Below are 14,905 nucleotides of genomic sequence, written 5' to 3' on the forward strand. Positions count from 1 at the left end.
GCGTTGCCATTTACCTGTGTCACCGTCGATGCAGTCATGGCGTCGGCACCGTTTGCATTGCCTTGGGGAGCTTTCTTGAAAAAAGTATTAATTGTGGACGATCACCCAGTCATTAGAGGGGCGCTGCGGCTGGTGTGCGAGAACGAGGGATTCAGCCAAATCAGCGAGGTCCATGGCGTCTCCGATGCCCGCGCATGGATCAAGCAGGAAAAACCGGACGTGGTGATCCTGGACCTCGTGATGAACGGTTTCGATGGTCTGGACTTGCTCGTCTGGATCACCGGCCAGTTTCCCGATTGCGCTGTGCTGGTGTTCACTTCCCAAGATGCCCAGCACTTCTGCAACCGGTGCATCTCGGCCGGAGCCAGGGGGTTCGTGACCAAGAAAAGTGACCTGAAGGAGCTGATCAAGGCCATTCATGCCTTGAAGTCCGGCTATTCCTATTTTCCGAAGACATCCGTCAGGCTGGACCTGCAACAACGCTCCGAGCAGAAGGCTTTGGAAAGTCTTTCCACCCGTGAGCTGTCAATCCTGCGGATGCTGTCGATGGGCATGCGCGGCAAGGACATCGCCGAGACTTTGTTCCTGAGCCCGAAAACCGTCAGCACTTACAAGACGCGCCTGTTGGAAAAGCTCGGATTGAATTCCCTGGTGGGCTTGTCGGAGTTTGCCAAGCGCAATCAGCTTTAGATTCCAGGCGCAATCTTCTCTTTAGATTGACATTCATCGTTCTGCAGATAGAACGCTCAGGCCGGTTTTTACAGTCTGGCGCATCAACGGTATGGGTTTTAAGCTGTGTCCATCGAATCGCAACATCAGATTTGGAGACGCAGCTTGAAACGAATCATCGGCCTCTATACGAGCCCAAGGCCGCATTGGGTCGGCGACGGCTTCCCGGTCCGTACGCTGTTTTCCTACGACAACCTGGGCAAGCACATCAGCCCCTTCCTGCTGCTGGACCACGCGGCGCCCACCGAGTTTACGTCGACCACCGAGCGCCGGGGCGTCGGCGAGCATCCTCACCGAGGGTTCGAAACCGTGACCATCGTCTATCAGGGCGAACTAGAGCATCGCGACTCCACCGGCAGCGGCGGCAAGATCGGCCCCGGCGACGTGCAATGGATGACCGCTGCCTCCGGGATCATCCATGAAGAGTTTCATTCCGAAGCGTTCGCCCGACAGGGCGGGTTCATGGAGATGGTCCAGCTGTGGGTCAACCTGCCAGCGAAGGACAAAATGGCGCCGGCCGGCTACCAGACCCTGCTCAAGGGTGACATCCCCGACATCGCCTTGAAGGATGACGCCGGCAGCCTGCGGCTGATCGCCGGCAGCTTCGAGGGGCATCGGGGCGCGGCGAAGACCTTCACGCCCATCAATGTCTGGGATATCCGCTTGAAGGGTGGCAAGGACCTGAGCCTCGATGTGCAAGAGGGCCATAACACGGCGCTGGTGGTGCTGCGCGGTACGGTCCAGGTCAATGGGCGCGAGCGAGTCGAGGCGGGGCAACTGGCCTTGTTCGATCGGGCCGGCGACCAGGTGAATCTGCAAGCCGATAACGACGCCGTGGTGTTGCTGCTCAGCGGCGAGCCCATCGACGAGCCCATTGTCGGCCATGGTCCGTTCGTGATGAACAGCGAGCAGGAAATCCACCAAGCGTTTGAAGATTTCCATTCCGGGCGCTTTGGGCGGATGGATGGCTAGTCAAGCAGCATCGCGAATCCATTGTGCGAGCCTTGCGGTGATCTCTACAGCGTGATCATTCTGTGCCAATCTTCACGCCAACGACCTTCCCGGAGCTGTCCCCGATGTTCTCCCTGATCACCGACCACCCGCTGCTCAGTGCCCTGGCGCTGCTTGTGCTCGATTTGCTGGCGTGGCGGTTGGTCAGTGCCGAACGGACTTATTGGAAAATCGGTTTGCGGCTGGTCATTTTCATGTTGTTCAGCATGCTGCTGTTCAACGAAGGCCTGAACCCGATGCAGACTGCGCAGTGGGTCGAGGACGTGCCTCGGCACTTGGCGGCGACCGGCCTGCAGATTGCCTGGTGGTTGTTTGCCGCGCGTACGCTGACGGTGATGATCGGCGCGGTCATGATGCAACGGGTCGGCCATACGGGGCGGTTGTTGCAGGATCTGCTGGGCGCGGTGATCTTCCTGGTCGCGGTCATCGCGGCATTGGCGTATGTGTTGGACCTGCCAGTCAAGGGCGTGCTGGCAACCTCCGGCGCGATGGCGATCATCGTCGGCCTGGCCTTGCAGAGCACCCTCAGCGATGTGTTTTCCGGCATCGTGCTCAACACCACCAAGCCGTACCAAGTCGATGACTGGATTTCCATCGATGGCACCGAAGGCCGGGTCACCGACATCGACTGGCGGGCCACGCGACTGCAGACCTCCCAGGGCAGCATGGCGGTAATCCCCAATTCGTTGGCGGCGAAAGCCAAGATCGTCAATTTCAGCCGACCCAGCGACATGCATGGCTTGTCCATCAGCGTCCAAGTCAGCCCCCATGCGCGACCGCAGAAGGTGATCGAAGCGCTGGAGCGGGCGATGATCGGCTGCCGTGCGTTGCTCGCCAGCCCGGCCCCCAGCGTCACGCTCAAAACCACTGGCAGCGCCGGGGCTGAATATGAGATCAGCGGATTCGTGGCCTCGATGGGGCAGAAGCGCGAGGTGCGCAATCAACTCTTCGACCTGGCGTTCCGGCATTTGCACGCATCGGGCGTGAGCTTGCTGTCCAGCGGCGAAAGCGCGGCGGCGATGGCGGTGTCGCGTCCTCGGGCGTTGCTGGAAAGTTCGAGCATTTTTTCCACGCTGCGCCCGGACGAAAAAGACACCTTCAGCCAGAACATGACGCTGCAGACGTTCCGCGCCGGCGACGTGATCCTGGCGGCCGGGGAGGTCAGCGACCATCTGTTCATCATTGAATCCGGCGTGGTCAGCGTGAGTCTTCTGCGTAACGGCCAACCCATCGAAGGCGGGCGCATGGGGCCGGGGGAGGTGATCGGCGAAGCGGGGATCGTCGCCGAACAAGCGGCGTTGGCGAATTTTACCGCGAAGACTTTCTGCACGCTGTATCGCATCGAGAACAGCTACCTCAAGCCTTGCCTCGAGGCTCGTCGCGACATCGGCGAGGCCATGAAAAACCTGCTGGACGTGCGCATCCACCTGGCCCAGAACCTGACCCGCGAACTGCCCAAGCCGGTCGCCAAGAAGCGCTTTTTGCAATGGCTGCGCAGCCGGGCCTGAGGCTTTTCCGCCGCAGGCCCCGGCCTTCCATTGGCCACCCGAACTTCCCAACAATTGGCTATTTGCCCGGCGCCAGCGCAGGGCTAACGTAGCGCCACACCCATTGTTCAGGAGTTCATCATGCAACCGCGTATCGATTTTTATGCCGCTTCCCCTGACGCCTACAAAGCCATGCTGGGCCTGGAGAACGCGGTCTCGAAACTGGGCCTGGAAAAATCCCTGATCGAGCTGGTCAAGTTGCGTGCTTCGCAAATCAATGGCTGTGCGTTCTGCATCGACATGCACACCGCAGACGCGCGCAAGGACGGCGAGACCGAGCGACGCCTTTACGCCGTGACCGCCTGGCGCGAGACGCCTTTTTTTACCGGCCGTGAGCGCGCCGCGCTGGCCTGGACCGAAGCCCTGACGCGCCTGAGCGAGACCCATGCGCCCGACGCCGATTACGAGTTGCTGAACGAGCACTTCACGCCCAAGGAAATGGTCGACCTGACCGTGGCGATCAATGCCATCAACGGTTGGAATCGCTTGGCGGTGGGCTTCCGGAAAATGCCGGAGGCTTGAGAGATCAGGCAACACCGTATGGGAGCAAGCCTGCTCGCGAAAGTGGCGTTACAGTCGATGATGCACGAACTGTTGCACCGCATTCGCGAGCAGGCTCCCACAGCAGTCATTACCAGCCGTCCAGGCTCCGGTCATCCCGCGCCGGGAACTTCGCCCGTTTGATCTTCTTCTACCTACAACAGGCGGCGCCAGCCGTCTTTTGCAAAGGAGTCGATCATGCAAGTTCAAGTCAACAGCAACCATATCGAAGGCAGTGCTCGTCTGCAGGAATGGGTCGGCAGTACGGTGGTGGACGCGTTGCAGCGTTTCGAAGACCACCTGTCCCGCGTCGAAATTCACGTCAGCGATGAAAATGCCCAGAAGGGCGGTGACGCCGACAAGCGCTGCCAGATCGAGGCACGTTTGCAGGGCCTTTCGTCAATGTCTGTCAGCCACAAGGCCCCGAGCCTGGAGCTGGCGGTGGAGGGCGCTGCCGAGAAAATGCTGCACGCTCTCGATCATCAGATCGGCAAGCTCAACCCCGCCGTCGAATCGATGGGCCGCGTGACCGCGCCGGTCGATGAGGCGCCGTCGCAAATGGTGGACGCCATGCTGGAGGAGGACTTCCTCGAAAACCAAGAGGCTCGTGGCAAAGAATAAAGGAGACGATCATGACCGCTCATCAACCCTTCAGCCGGCAGGTGCTGGCCGAACTCCTGGCGTTCGACGAACAGCCGAGCCTTTCGTTGTACATGCCCACCCACCGGACATTCCCCGAGCGCAGCCAGGACCCGATCCGCTATAAAAACCTGGTGCGCGACCTGCAGACCCAACTGGAACAACAGCACCCAGGCATGGATTGTGCGCCGTTGCTCGCGCCGTTCCTGGCACTGGTGGAGGACCAGGGATTCTGGAATTCCAATCGCGACGGCATCGCGGTGTTCGGTGCCCGCGACTATTTCAAAGTCATCTCGGTGAGCCAGCGCTTGCCGGAATGTGCGTTCGCCAACAGCCATCCTTATCTCAAGCCGTTGTTGCGCCTGGTCCAGTCCACCGAGCGTTATCAAGCGTTGTGCCTGACGCGCAATGAAGTTTGGCTTTATGAAGGCTCCTCGGAGCAGTTGGAGAAAATCGAGCTGGCCGAGCAGGTCCCGCGCAACCAGAACGACGCCTTGGGCGATGAGCTGACGCCGGGTGACCAACAGGGCTTCCCCAATGGTTTCAGCCGCAGCGGCGAACGGGGCGATGCGATGATGCACGAGTCGGCTGGCGGCGGTAAGCAGGACGAAATCAACCTGGATCGCGAGCGGTTTTTCCGTGCCGTGGACAAAGCCATCCTGCAATACCATTCGCAACCTTCAGGCCTGCCGATGATTTTGGTGGCGCTGCCGGAGAATCAGGCGGTGTTCCGTGCCGTCAGTCATAACCAGCACCTGCTGGCGCAGGGTATCGAGGGCGATCCTTCGAGGCTGAGTGTCGAAGAGTTGCGCCTCCAATGCGCCAAACTCATGGCCCACAGCCACGCCGATCAGGTGGTCGACAGCCTGAACCGCTATGGCGTCGCGGTCGGGCAAGGGCGTGCGCTGGACAAACTGGCCGAGATCGCCAAGGCCGCCTGGGAAGGCCGCGTCGCGATGTTGCTGGTGGAGGCGGAACGGCAGGTGCCTGGCCAGCTAGACCCGGAAAAAGGCCGGTTGATCATCGACGAGTCCGGCGATGAACAGGCGCCGGATGTGCTGGACGAACTGATCCTGGCAGTGACACGCCAAGGCGGCGAAGTCGTCGTGGTGCCGCCTGAGCATGTCATGCCAACCGACACCGGGGCGGCGGCGGTGTGCCGCTTCTGACCGTCCCCTGTGGGAGCGAATTCGCTCCCACACTTTTATTTCGTACCAGCCGGTCGGGCGACGTTTGCTTCCTATTAATAGGAAGCATTACTATTCACACCCCGTCTCCACAGCGCGCCGCGATGATCCCCAAGCTGCCCCGCAGACCCGGCTTTCTCGAGCATTACGAAGAGTTGATCGGCACCTGGACCCGTCGCCTGCGCAATCGCCAGCAGGCCGAGGACCTGGCCCACGATACCTTCGTGCGGGTGCTCGAATCCGATTCGGCGCAAGTAGAGCAGCCACGGGCCTACCTGCACCAGACGGCGCGCAATATTGCAGTGGACGGTTATCGGCGGGAAGATCGACGAGGCGCCTTGGAGGAAGTGGCGTTCGACACCTGTCAATCGCTTGCGGGCGACCCGGAGCACTACATGCACGCGATCCAACTGGCGGACTCCATCGAGCGGGCGCTTGCCGAATTGCCCGCCAATTGCCGCACGGTGTTCGTCTGGCAGAAGATCGAGGGGCTGACCCAGGCGGAAATCGCCGAACGCCTGGGGTTGTCAAAAAACATGGTGGAAAAGTATATGATCCGCACCCTGCGCCATCTGCGTGATCGCCTGGACGGGCCAGATCAATGACCCGTCGTCCTCTTCCACCTGAGCCACAGGACCCTTCCATGATGGATAGCCGTGAATGCCCGTGCGGGCAGAGCAGGGTTCGCGACGAGGCGGCGCAATGGTTCGTGCGTTTGCAAAACCCGGTCATGAGCGTCGAGGAGCGCCAGCGTTTCGAGGCCTGGCTGGACGAGCACGCCAACCATCGCGACGAGATCCAATTGCTGCAAGGCATCTGGAGCGCAACGGATCTGTTGCCCAGGGAGCGCCTGCAAGCATTGTGCGAGCGACCCGCCGAGCGTGCGAAACGCCGACCGCTGCTGCGTTACGCAGTGGCCGCGGGGTTGCTGGCGGTGGCTGTCGGGCTGGGACTGTTCAGTGGCTTGGGCGCTTCGAGTGACTACCGCGGCGAATTCGCCACGGTCCTCGGTGAACGCCGGCACGTGGCCCTGCCGGACGGCTCGCTGGTCGACCTCAATAGCCGAAGCCATGTGCGCGTCGTTTTCGAGCATCGCAAACGCCGGGTGGAGCTGGTCGAGGGCGAAGCGTTGTTCCGGGTCGAGCATGATGCCGGTCGTCCGTTCACCGTCGATGCGGGCAACGGCCAGGTGACGGTGACCGGGACGCGCTTCGGTGTGCGCCGCGATGCCGACAGTACGCGGGTGGCGGTGGAGGAGGGCAGCGTCAAGGTCCAAGGACGCGACTTCCCCATCAACCTCACCGCTGGCCTCGGTACGCGGATCGATGCCCAGGGCAAGGTCGCCGCGCCCTACGCGATCAATGCCGATGAGCTCACTGCCTGGCGCAACGGCAAGCTGGTGTTCAATAACGCGCCGTTGAGCGACGTCGCTGAGCAAGTGTCCCGTTATCGCGACAAACCGCTGCGGGTCGCCAACGCCGCGGTGGGCAACTTGCGCCTCACCAGCGTGTTCCGCTCGGACAATCCCGAGGCGTTGCTCAAGGCGCTGCCGAATATCCTGCCGGTGGCGGTGCGCACCCTGGACGACGGCAGTCAGGAAATAATTTCGAAATAGATTCAGGTTTTTTTCGAGTTCTTCGTCTTCTTGTCCAACTGCAACTGGTTTGCATTAACAGACGCGTATTCTTGCGATTCGACAGGACAAGGTTCGACGTGAAAACTCCCGCCAAAAACAACAGATGCCTTTCCCCACGCTGGCTGCCGCTGGCCCTGACCCTGGCTGTCAGCGCCGGGTTGCCCCAGGCCTTCGCCGACCAGGTCGCCACGGCCATTCATATCCAGGCGCAACCGTTGGGCCAGGCGCTGAGCCAGCTTGGCCAGCAGACCTCACTGCAGGTGTTCTTCAGCGCGGACCTGGTCGCCGGCAAGCAAGCCCCGGCGGTGGAAGGCCACTTGTCCCCGGAGGCGGCCCTGGGTCAGTTGCTGCAGGGCAGCGGTCTGCAATACCAGATCGATGACGACTCGGTAACCGTCCTGCCGGCCCCATCGGCGTCCGCCGGCGGCCCGCTGGAACTGGGCACCACCGACATCCAGGTGGTCGGTGACTGGCTCGGCGATGCCAATGCCGAAGTGGTGCAGAACCACGCCGGCGCACGGACCGTGATCCGCCGCGAAGCGATGGTCGAGCAGGGCGCCATGAACGTCGGCGATGTGCTGCGTCGCGTGCCCGGTGTGCAAGTGCAGGACGCCAACGGCACGGGCGGCAGCGACATTTCGCTGAACGTCGGGGTGCGCGGCCTCACCTCGCGCCTGTCGCCACGCTCCACGGTATTGATCGACGGCGTACCCGCGGCATTTGCGCCGTACGGCCAACCGCAATTGTCCATGGCGCCGATTTCCTCGGGCAACCTGGACAGCATCGACGTCGTGCGCGGTGCCGGGTCGGTGCGCTACGGGCCGCAGAACGTCGGCGGGGTGATCAACTTCGTCACCCGCGCCATTCCGGAACAAGCCACCGGGGAAATCGGCAGCACCCTGGAGACTTCCCAACGCGGCGGCTGGAAGCACATCGACACGGCGTTCCTCGGCGGCACCGCTGACAACGGCCTGGGCGTGGCGCTGTTGTACTCCGGCGTCAACGGCAACGGTTATCGCAAAAGCAATAACGACAACGACATCGACGACGTCATTCTCAAGACCCATTGGGCTCCGACCGAGGTCGATGACTTTTCGCTGAATTTCCATTACTACGACGCCAAGGCCGACATGCCTGGCGGCTTGACCCAGGCCCAGTACGACGCGGACCCGTACCAGTCCGACCGCGACTGGGACAATTTCAGTGGTCGGCGCAAGGATGTGTCGTTCAAGTGGATCCGTGAAATCAGCGATCGCACCCAAGCGGAAGTGCTGACCTATTACTCCGACAGCTACCGTGGCAGCACCATCGCGTCCCGGGACCAGCGCAACCTCGTGTCCTATCCGCGCACCTATTACACCTTTGGCATCGAGCCTCGGGTATCCCACGTGTTCGACCTGGGATCCACCACCCAGGAAGCCAGCGTCGGTTATCGATACCTCAAGGAAGGCATGCACGAAGAGGCCAGCCGCCTGGCGCTGCGCAATAACGAACCGGTGGTGCGTCCGGGTTCCGACGGTCACGTTTACCAGGACCGGACCGGTGGCACCGAAGCCCACGCGGTGTACATCGATGACAAGATCGATGTGGGCAAATGGACCATCACCCCAGGCATTCGCTTCGAAAGCATCAGCACACAATGGCACGACCGCCCGGTACTCGACACCGCCGGCCGTCCCGTGCAGGAAAAGCGTCGTAGCATCGACAGCAACGAACCGCTGCCGGCCCTGAGTGTGATGTATCACCTGTCCGACGCCTGGAAGCTGTTCGCCAACTACGAGACCTCGTTCGGCAGCCTGCAATATTTCCAACTGGGCCAGGGCGGCTCTGGCAACAACACCGCCAATGGCCTGAGCCCGGAAAAGGCCAAGACCTACGAGATCGGTACGCGCTACAACGATGACGTGTGGGGCGGCGAAGTGACGCTGTTCTACATCGACTTCGACGACGAGTTGCAGTACATCAGCAACGATGTCGGCTGGACCAACATGGGCGCGACCAAGCACCAGGGGCTGGAGGCCTCGGCGCACTACGACATGGCCGCGCTCGATCCGCGCCTCGAAGGCCTGACCGCCAATGCAGGTTTCACCTACACCCGCGCGACTTATGAAGGGGATATCCCAAGCTTCAAGGGCCGTGACCTGCCGTTCTATTCCCGTCAGGTGGTCAACGTGGGCCTGCGCTACGAGGTCGATCGCTGGACCTACAATCTTGACGGTTTCGCCCAGTCCAAGCAGCGTTCGCCGGGCAATAGCGTCAATCCCGATGGCAGCTTCACGGATAACTACATCACCGACGGCAGCGCCGATGGCCAGTACGGCGATATGCCCGGCTACATGCTCTGGAACGTAAGGGCCGGCTACGACTTTGGCGAGCAACTGTCGAACCTGAAAGTCGGCGCCGGGGTCAAGAACCTGTTCGACCACCAGTACTACACCCGTTCCAGCGACAACAACTCAGGCATCTACGTCGGCGCGCCGCGGACGTTCTTCGTGCAGGCGAGCGTGGGGTTTTGATGAACAACCAGGGTTGACCCGTACCCCTGTGGCGAGGGGATAAGTCCCCTCGCCACAGAAAACTCCTTGCCATGGAAAATGGTGTGAGACCTCAGACTTTCAACACCTTCCCACTGGCCGCCACCGCCACCAACGACAGCGCAATCAAGCCAAACGCGATGCCCAGGCTACTGCCATGGGCAACAAACCCGATTAATGCCGGCCCCGCGAGGATGCCGGCATAACCGATGGTGGTAATGGCCGGCACGGCGATGGCTTCGGGCATCAGCGTCTGTTTGCCAACGGCCGTGTACAGCACCGGTACGATGTTCGAACACCCGGCGCCGACCAACGCGTAGCCCAGCAGCACCGCTTGCCACATGGGTGCGACGGTCGCCATCAGGAATCCTGCAGCCGCGATCGACCCGCCGTAGATGATCACGTGCTTGGCCCCCAGCCGACGCACCACCGAATCCCCCATCAAACGGCCAACCGTCATGGTCAGGGCAAACGCGGCGTAACCCAGCCCGGCGTAGGCCGTGTCCACCGCGCGCTCGGTGGTCAGGAACACGGCGCTCCAGTCCAGCACCGCGCCTTCGGCCAGGAACACGATGAAGCACAGGATGCCGATAAACAGCACCACGCCGTGGGGAATGGCAAACGCCGGTCCCGAGCTTTCACTGCCGTAGGGCAGCAAATGCGGCGCCGCCTTGAGCAGCGCCACCAACAGCACGGCGTTGACCACCAGCGTCGCCGCCAGCGGCGAAAGCCCTAGGCCGAGCAGGGCGCTTACGCCGGCCGCGCCAATGATCCCGCCGAGGCTGAACATGCCGTGGAAGCCCGACATCATGGTCTTGCCGCTGGCGCGCTCGACGATGACCGCTTGCAGGTTCACGGTCGAGTCCACGGTGCCGAGCCCGGCGCCAAACAGGAACAACGCCGTCACCAGCCACGGCAAGGAACTCATCGTCGCCAACAACGGCAACGCCAGGCAGACCAAAAGCGTGCCGCCACTGAGCACCCGGCGGCAGCCGAACCGTGTCGCCAGGGCGCCGGAAATCGGCATCGCCAGGATCGACCCGACGCCAAGGCACAGCAACAGCAACCCCAGGGTGCCTTCGTCCAGGTTCGCTCGCACCTTGGCGTAGGGCACCAGCGGTGCCCAGGCGGCAATGCCGATGCCGGCGATGAGGTAGGCGATACGGGTGGACATCTGTTCCAGGCGGCCTGGAGCAAAGGTAGGTGGCGGGGTAATAGCGGTCATGAATCGTCCTTGGCTTTCGTGCGGTGCGGTGAAGCGGGCAGGGGGCCTATGCTTGCATATCCACTGACCTCGCTGCGACCCCAAGGTGCCGACGCGAATGTCCGGGTGGCCGGCAAGCTTTGCCCCCGCAGCCTTCGCCGGCCTACAGTAGCGGTTCTTGCTGGTCGATCCGGGTTTGGTCAATGGCACAGTTCTACGATGCACGCGGCAATATCTATGGCGTTGTTTCGCCACGGCAAATCCGTGCCCAGGGAATCGACCTGCCGGTATCTGCCGCCCAGGCCGCGCAAACGCGCCAGACCTGGAGCGCTGCCGCCGTGCAAGCATTTTGCGCATGGGCGCCGGGCGAAGCGCCGCCCCATGCCAAGGCTCATCGCAGCGATGGCCTGCTGATTGGCCCGTTCCAGGACGGGCCACCGTTCGATCTGTTGATCGTCAATACCGACGGGACGCTGGCCGAGCGTAGCGGCAATGGCTTGACGATTTTTTCCCTGGCCTTGCAGGAGCAAGGTTTGCTGCCTGGCGATGAGGGTTGCTTGCTACAGGTCCATCACGACAAACCCGAAGGTCCCTCACCGTTGCAAACCTCGGTTCGCGCTGCTGAGTTCGAAGGAGGCCAAGGCTTCTGGCTGGACTTGGGCGCGCCGCTGTTCGCCCCCCGGGCCGTGGCTGCTCAAGGCATCGAAAGCGTGGTGTTCAATCAGTGCGACGTGAGCCGTGTGCCCGCGCTCCATGTGTTGGACACGGCGTGGGGCTTTAGCCAGTTCGTGCGCATTGGCAATCCTCATTGCGTGACGTTGGTCGATGCGTTGGAGGCATTGCCGGGTCTTTCGCAGATGCGTGCCGAGGTGTTGTCGCAGCCCTTGACCGATATTGCCTTTGCGGCGCCCGGTGGGTCGGGGATTCCTTGTACGGCGGGGGTGAATCTGCAATGGGCGTGGCGCGACGGCGAAGGGCAAATCGTTGCGCGGGTGTTCGAACGCGGCGAAGGCCCTACCGCATCGTCGGGCACCAGCGCCAGCGCCGTGGCGAGTGCTGCGTGGCGGGTGGGTTGGGTGAAGGCCGGGGTGGTCAGGGTCGTGATGCCGGGCGGCACCGCGCCGATCCTGCTGGAAGAAGAGGCGGGTGAGCTGATACGGGTCAGGTTGTTTGGTGCGGCGCGGCTTGTGCCGTAGGGTTCCTGGACATTTTGCAGCGCGGCCGAAGCCGTCTTCGCGAGCAGGCTCGCGAAAGCAATGGCAGGTTCAGTATCAATGCAACCGACCCACCGCCATCGCGAGCAAATGGGAGAAGGCTCAGGTCAGTTGCGGCCCGAACTCCACCACCGGCATCTGCCGCTTCATCAACACCTCACCCTTGCGAATCGAGTAAAGCGGCAGACCTTGGCTGCGGATCACTTCGTAGTCGCTGTCGGCCGAGAGGACCAGCAGGTTCGCCGGGCGACCAGGCTCCAGCCCGTAGCGCTCGCCCAGGGCCATGGCCTTGGCGCTGTTGTCGGTGACCAGGTCCAGGGCGCTTTGCAGGTTGCGATAGCCGAGCATGTGGCAGATGTGCAGGCCCGCTTCGAGCACGCGCAGGATGTTGCCGTTGCCCAGCGGGTACCACGGATCGACGATGGAGTCCTGGCCGAAGCATACGTTCATCCCGGCTTCGAGCAGCTCATTGACCCGCGTGACGCCGCGGCGCTTGGGAAAGGTATCGAAGCGTCCTTGCAAATGGATGCTTTCGGTCGGGCACGATACGAAGCTGATACCCGAATGCCCGAGCAGGCGGAACAGCTTGGCGCAATAGGCGTTGTCGTAGGAGCCCATTGCCGTGGTATGGCTGGCCGTCACGCGTGCGCCCATGTCGCGACTGCGGGCTTCCTCGGCGAGCACTTCCAGAAAGCGCGAGTGCGGGTCGTCGGTTTCATCGCAATGCACGTCCACCAGGCAGCCGGTGCGTTCGGCCAGGTCCATGAGGAATTTCACCGAACTGACGCCCTGGTCGCGGGTGTACTCGAAATGCGGGATACCGCCCACCACGTCGGCGCCCATGCGAATCGCTTCTTCCATCAGCTCGCGGCCGTTGCGGTAGGACTCGATGCCCTCTTGGGGAAACGCGACGATTTGCATGTCGACCAGATGACGGGTCTCTTCGCGTACTTCGAGCATTGCCTTGAGGGCGGTGAGTGCCGGATCCGTCACGTCGACGTGAGTGCGCACGTGCTGGATGCCATGGGCAGCCAGGGCCTGGAGGGTCTTCCTGGCGCGGGTCTTGGTGTCTTCCTGGGTGATGGTGGCCTTGCGCTCGCCCCAGCACTCGATGCCCTCGAACAGCGTGCCGCTCATGTTCCAGCGCGGTTCACCGGCGGTCAGCGTGGCGTCCAGGTGAATGTGCGGTTCGACGAAGGGCGGCACGACCAGGTTGCCACCGGCATCGATGTCTTCGGGGCCGAGGCTGGGGGCCTCGGTCTGGCGGGCGATGCTGGCGATCAGGCCGTTTTCCAGGTGCAATTCATGCAAGCCTTCGCGGTTGCGCAGGCGGGCGTTGATGATGTGCATCAGGCGAATCCTTTATAGGTCTTGTAGGGGCGCGTCAGCGGTACGAGTGCCTGTTACGCCGATCAATAACACATACGTTAGCGCGCCGGTGGCGATTCCTACCAGTGGCGCGACCCATGGCGAATTGAAAGCTGCGACGGTGCCGACGGCATAGGCACCCAACCCAGGCCAGTTGAAAGCAGGCAGTTGCGCCTGCGCCAAGCGCGGATAGCGTCCACGCCAGCGGAAGAAGAAGTCGGCCATGATCACTCCGCCAATCGGCGGGATGACCGTGCCGAGCAGGATCAGGTAGGGCACCAGCATGTCGTACATCCCCAGCAGCGCCAACAGGGTGCCGATCGCTGCGCCAGCCAGCGTGACCGCCCTGCGTCGACGCGTGCGCAGCAGGTTGCAACCGGCCACGGCGAAGTTGTAGATGGTGTTGTCCTGGGTGCTCCAGATGTTGAGCAAGAGCATCGCCATCGCGGCCATGGCGAAGCCTTGCAACAACAGCACTTCGACGACGTCGGGCTGCTGGTAGACGATGGCTCCGTAGGCGCCGATCAGCACCATCAGGCCATTGCCGAGGAAAAACCCGATCAGGCTCGCCATTACCGCGACCTTCGCCGAACGTGAAAACCGGGTCCAATTGGTTGCCTGGGTGGCGCCGCTGACGAACGTGCCGAAAACCAGGGTGATCGCGGTCGACCAGTCCAGGCTGCCTGTGGGTACCACCGCCAGCAGCCCGTCGAGGCCGCCGATCTTCTGCGTCGCCACCCACATCGAGAGCATCAACAGCAACAGCATGGCCGGTACGGCGACGTACGAGAGGATCTCCAGCCCGCGATAGCCGATATACGCCGTGGCGCAGAACCCCAGGCCGAACAGCACCATCAGCCCCAGCACAGTTCCCTGGCCCAACTCGAAATACTTGCCCAGCACCACCGCCGCGGTGGCCGTGCCCCAGGCGTACCAGCCGATCTGGGTAAAGCCAAGGATCAAGTCGCTGAGCTTGCTGCCCACCTCGCCAAAACAGAAACGGCCCATCAGTACCGAATTGAGCCCGCTCTTGAACGCTATGTAACCCAGGCCTGCGGCATAAAGACCCAGCAGCAGATTGCCGATGACAATGACACCGAGCATGTCAGCGAAACCGAACGCCACGCCCAGCTTGCCGCCGGCGAACATGGTGGCGGTGAAAAACGTGAAGCCCAGCAACACCATGGCCGTGGAGGCCAGGCCCTTGCGGGCATGCATCGGGACTTCGCTCAACGGGTAGTCGTTACCGGGATCGTTCTGTGTCATGTGGCGGGTCCTTGCGGGTGAGGAAATGTC

13 protein-coding genes are annotated in these 14,905 nt (G+C 62.2%); 10 read left to right on the forward strand and 3 right to left on the reverse strand.

The window, feature by feature from the left end; genetic code table 11:
* The first annotated feature begins 75 nt into the window (after positions 1 to 75).
* The 9 genes from VQ575_RS08730 (at position 76) to VQ575_RS08770 (ending at position 9,805) form a co-directional block, all read left to right on the forward strand.
* Positions 76 to 690: a response regulator transcription factor gene (locus tag VQ575_RS08730; protein ID WP_039593993.1), complete on the forward strand. Its 615-nt coding sequence runs from the start codon at positions 76 to 78 to the stop codon at positions 688 to 690.
* Positions 691 to 834: 144 nt separating this feature from the next.
* The gene (locus VQ575_RS08735) at positions 835 to 1,701 is read left to right on the forward strand and encodes a pirin family protein (RefSeq protein ID WP_325919472.1); all 867 of its coding nucleotides are present in this window, start codon (positions 835 to 837) and stop codon (positions 1,699 to 1,701) included.
* 104 nt (positions 1,702 to 1,805) lie between these two features.
* The gene (locus VQ575_RS08740; protein WP_039593970.1) at positions 1,806 to 3,248 is read left to right on the forward strand and encodes a mechanosensitive ion channel family protein; all 1,443 of its coding nucleotides are present in this window, start codon (positions 1,806 to 1,808) and stop codon (positions 3,246 to 3,248) included.
* 120 nt (positions 3,249 to 3,368) lie between these two features.
* Complete coding sequence (locus VQ575_RS08745; RefSeq protein WP_039593969.1) at positions 3,369 to 3,809, forward strand: carboxymuconolactone decarboxylase family protein; 441 nt, start codon at positions 3,369 to 3,371, stop codon at positions 3,807 to 3,809.
* A 216-nt stretch (positions 3,810 to 4,025) separates the two neighbouring features.
* The gene (locus VQ575_RS08750) at positions 4,026 to 4,448 is read left to right on the forward strand and encodes an HPF/RaiA family ribosome-associated protein (protein ID WP_039593968.1); all 423 of its coding nucleotides are present in this window, start codon (positions 4,026 to 4,028) and stop codon (positions 4,446 to 4,448) included.
* Positions 4,449 to 4,459: 11 nt separating this feature from the next.
* On the forward strand, positions 4,460 to 5,635 hold the full coding sequence (locus VQ575_RS08755) for a baeRF3 domain-containing protein (RefSeq protein WP_325919473.1): 1,176 nt from the start codon (positions 4,460 to 4,462) through the stop codon (positions 5,633 to 5,635).
* A 122-nt stretch (positions 5,636 to 5,757) separates the two neighbouring features.
* The gene (locus VQ575_RS08760; RefSeq protein ID WP_039593966.1) at positions 5,758 to 6,258 is read left to right on the forward strand and encodes a sigma-70 family RNA polymerase sigma factor; all 501 of its coding nucleotides are present in this window, start codon (positions 5,758 to 5,760) and stop codon (positions 6,256 to 6,258) included.
* Positions 6,259 to 6,296: 38 nt separating this feature from the next.
* On the forward strand, positions 6,297 to 7,268 hold the full coding sequence (locus VQ575_RS08765; protein ID WP_325919474.1) for a FecR family protein: 972 nt from the start codon (positions 6,297 to 6,299) through the stop codon (positions 7,266 to 7,268).
* Between the two features lie 98 nt (positions 7,269 to 7,366).
* Entirely contained in the window at positions 7,367 to 9,805 is a 2,439-nt protein-coding gene (locus VQ575_RS08770) for a TonB-dependent siderophore receptor (RefSeq protein ID WP_039593964.1), read from the forward strand.
* Positions 9,806 to 9,896: 91 nt separating this feature from the next.
* Here VQ575_RS08770 and VQ575_RS08775 read toward each other — a convergent pair whose 3' ends face one another.
* Positions 9,897 to 11,048: an MFS transporter gene (locus VQ575_RS08775; protein ID WP_325919475.1), complete on the reverse strand. Its 1,152-nt coding sequence runs from the start codon at positions 11,046 to 11,048 to the stop codon at positions 9,897 to 9,899.
* 182 nt (positions 11,049 to 11,230) lie between these two features.
* On the opposite strand from VQ575_RS08775, the gene VQ575_RS08780 reads away from it, so the two are divergent.
* Positions 11,231 to 12,223: a diaminopimelate epimerase gene (locus VQ575_RS08780; protein WP_325919476.1), complete on the forward strand. Its 993-nt coding sequence runs from the start codon at positions 11,231 to 11,233 to the stop codon at positions 12,221 to 12,223.
* A 120-nt stretch (positions 12,224 to 12,343) separates the two neighbouring features.
* Here VQ575_RS08780 and codA read toward each other — a convergent pair whose 3' ends face one another.
* Both codA and codB read right to left on the reverse strand, forming a co-directional pair.
* Complete coding sequence (codA, locus tag VQ575_RS08785; RefSeq protein ID WP_325919477.1) at positions 12,344 to 13,591, reverse strand: cytosine deaminase; 1,248 nt, start codon at positions 13,589 to 13,591, stop codon at positions 12,344 to 12,346.
* Positions 13,592 to 13,603: 12 nt separating this feature from the next.
* On the reverse strand, positions 13,604 to 14,875 hold the full coding sequence (codB, locus tag VQ575_RS08790; RefSeq protein WP_039593960.1) for a cytosine permease: 1,272 nt from the start codon (positions 14,873 to 14,875) through the stop codon (positions 13,604 to 13,606).
* Between the last annotated feature and the right edge of the window lie 30 nt (positions 14,876 to 14,905).

The organism is Pseudomonas frederiksbergensis, assembly GCF_035751725.1.
Taxonomy (GTDB): Bacteria; Pseudomonadota; Gammaproteobacteria; order Pseudomonadales; family Pseudomonadaceae; genus Aquipseudomonas; species Aquipseudomonas frederiksbergensis_A.

Coding starts and splice junctions, on each gene's coding strand:
- VQ575_RS08760 (WP_039593966.1), top strand. CDS start 5,758: ATGATCCCCAAGCTGCCCCGCAGACCCGGCTTTCTCGAGCATTACGAA.
- VQ575_RS08755 (WP_325919473.1), top strand. CDS start 4,460: ATGACCGCTCATCAACCCTTCAGCCGGCAGGTGCTGGCCGAACTCCTG.
- codB (WP_039593960.1), bottom strand. CDS start 14,875: ATGACACAGAACGATCCCGGTAACGACTACCCGTTGAGCGAAGTCCCG.
- VQ575_RS08740 (WP_039593970.1), top strand. CDS start 1,806: ATGTTCTCCCTGATCACCGACCACCCGCTGCTCAGTGCCCTGGCGCTG.
- VQ575_RS08780 (WP_325919476.1), top strand. CDS start 11,231: ATGGCACAGTTCTACGATGCACGCGGCAATATCTATGGCGTTGTTTCG.
- VQ575_RS08765 (WP_325919474.1), top strand. CDS start 6,297: ATGATGGATAGCCGTGAATGCCCGTGCGGGCAGAGCAGGGTTCGCGAC.
- VQ575_RS08745 (WP_039593969.1), top strand. CDS start 3,369: ATGCAACCGCGTATCGATTTTTATGCCGCTTCCCCTGACGCCTACAAA.
- codA (WP_325919477.1), bottom strand. CDS start 13,591: ATGCACATCATCAACGCCCGCCTGCGCAACCGCGAAGGCTTGCATGAA.
- VQ575_RS08775 (WP_325919475.1), bottom strand. CDS start 11,048: ATGACCGCTATTACCCCGCCACCTACCTTTGCTCCAGGCCGCCTGGAA.
- VQ575_RS08750 (WP_039593968.1), top strand. CDS start 4,026: ATGCAAGTTCAAGTCAACAGCAACCATATCGAAGGCAGTGCTCGTCTG.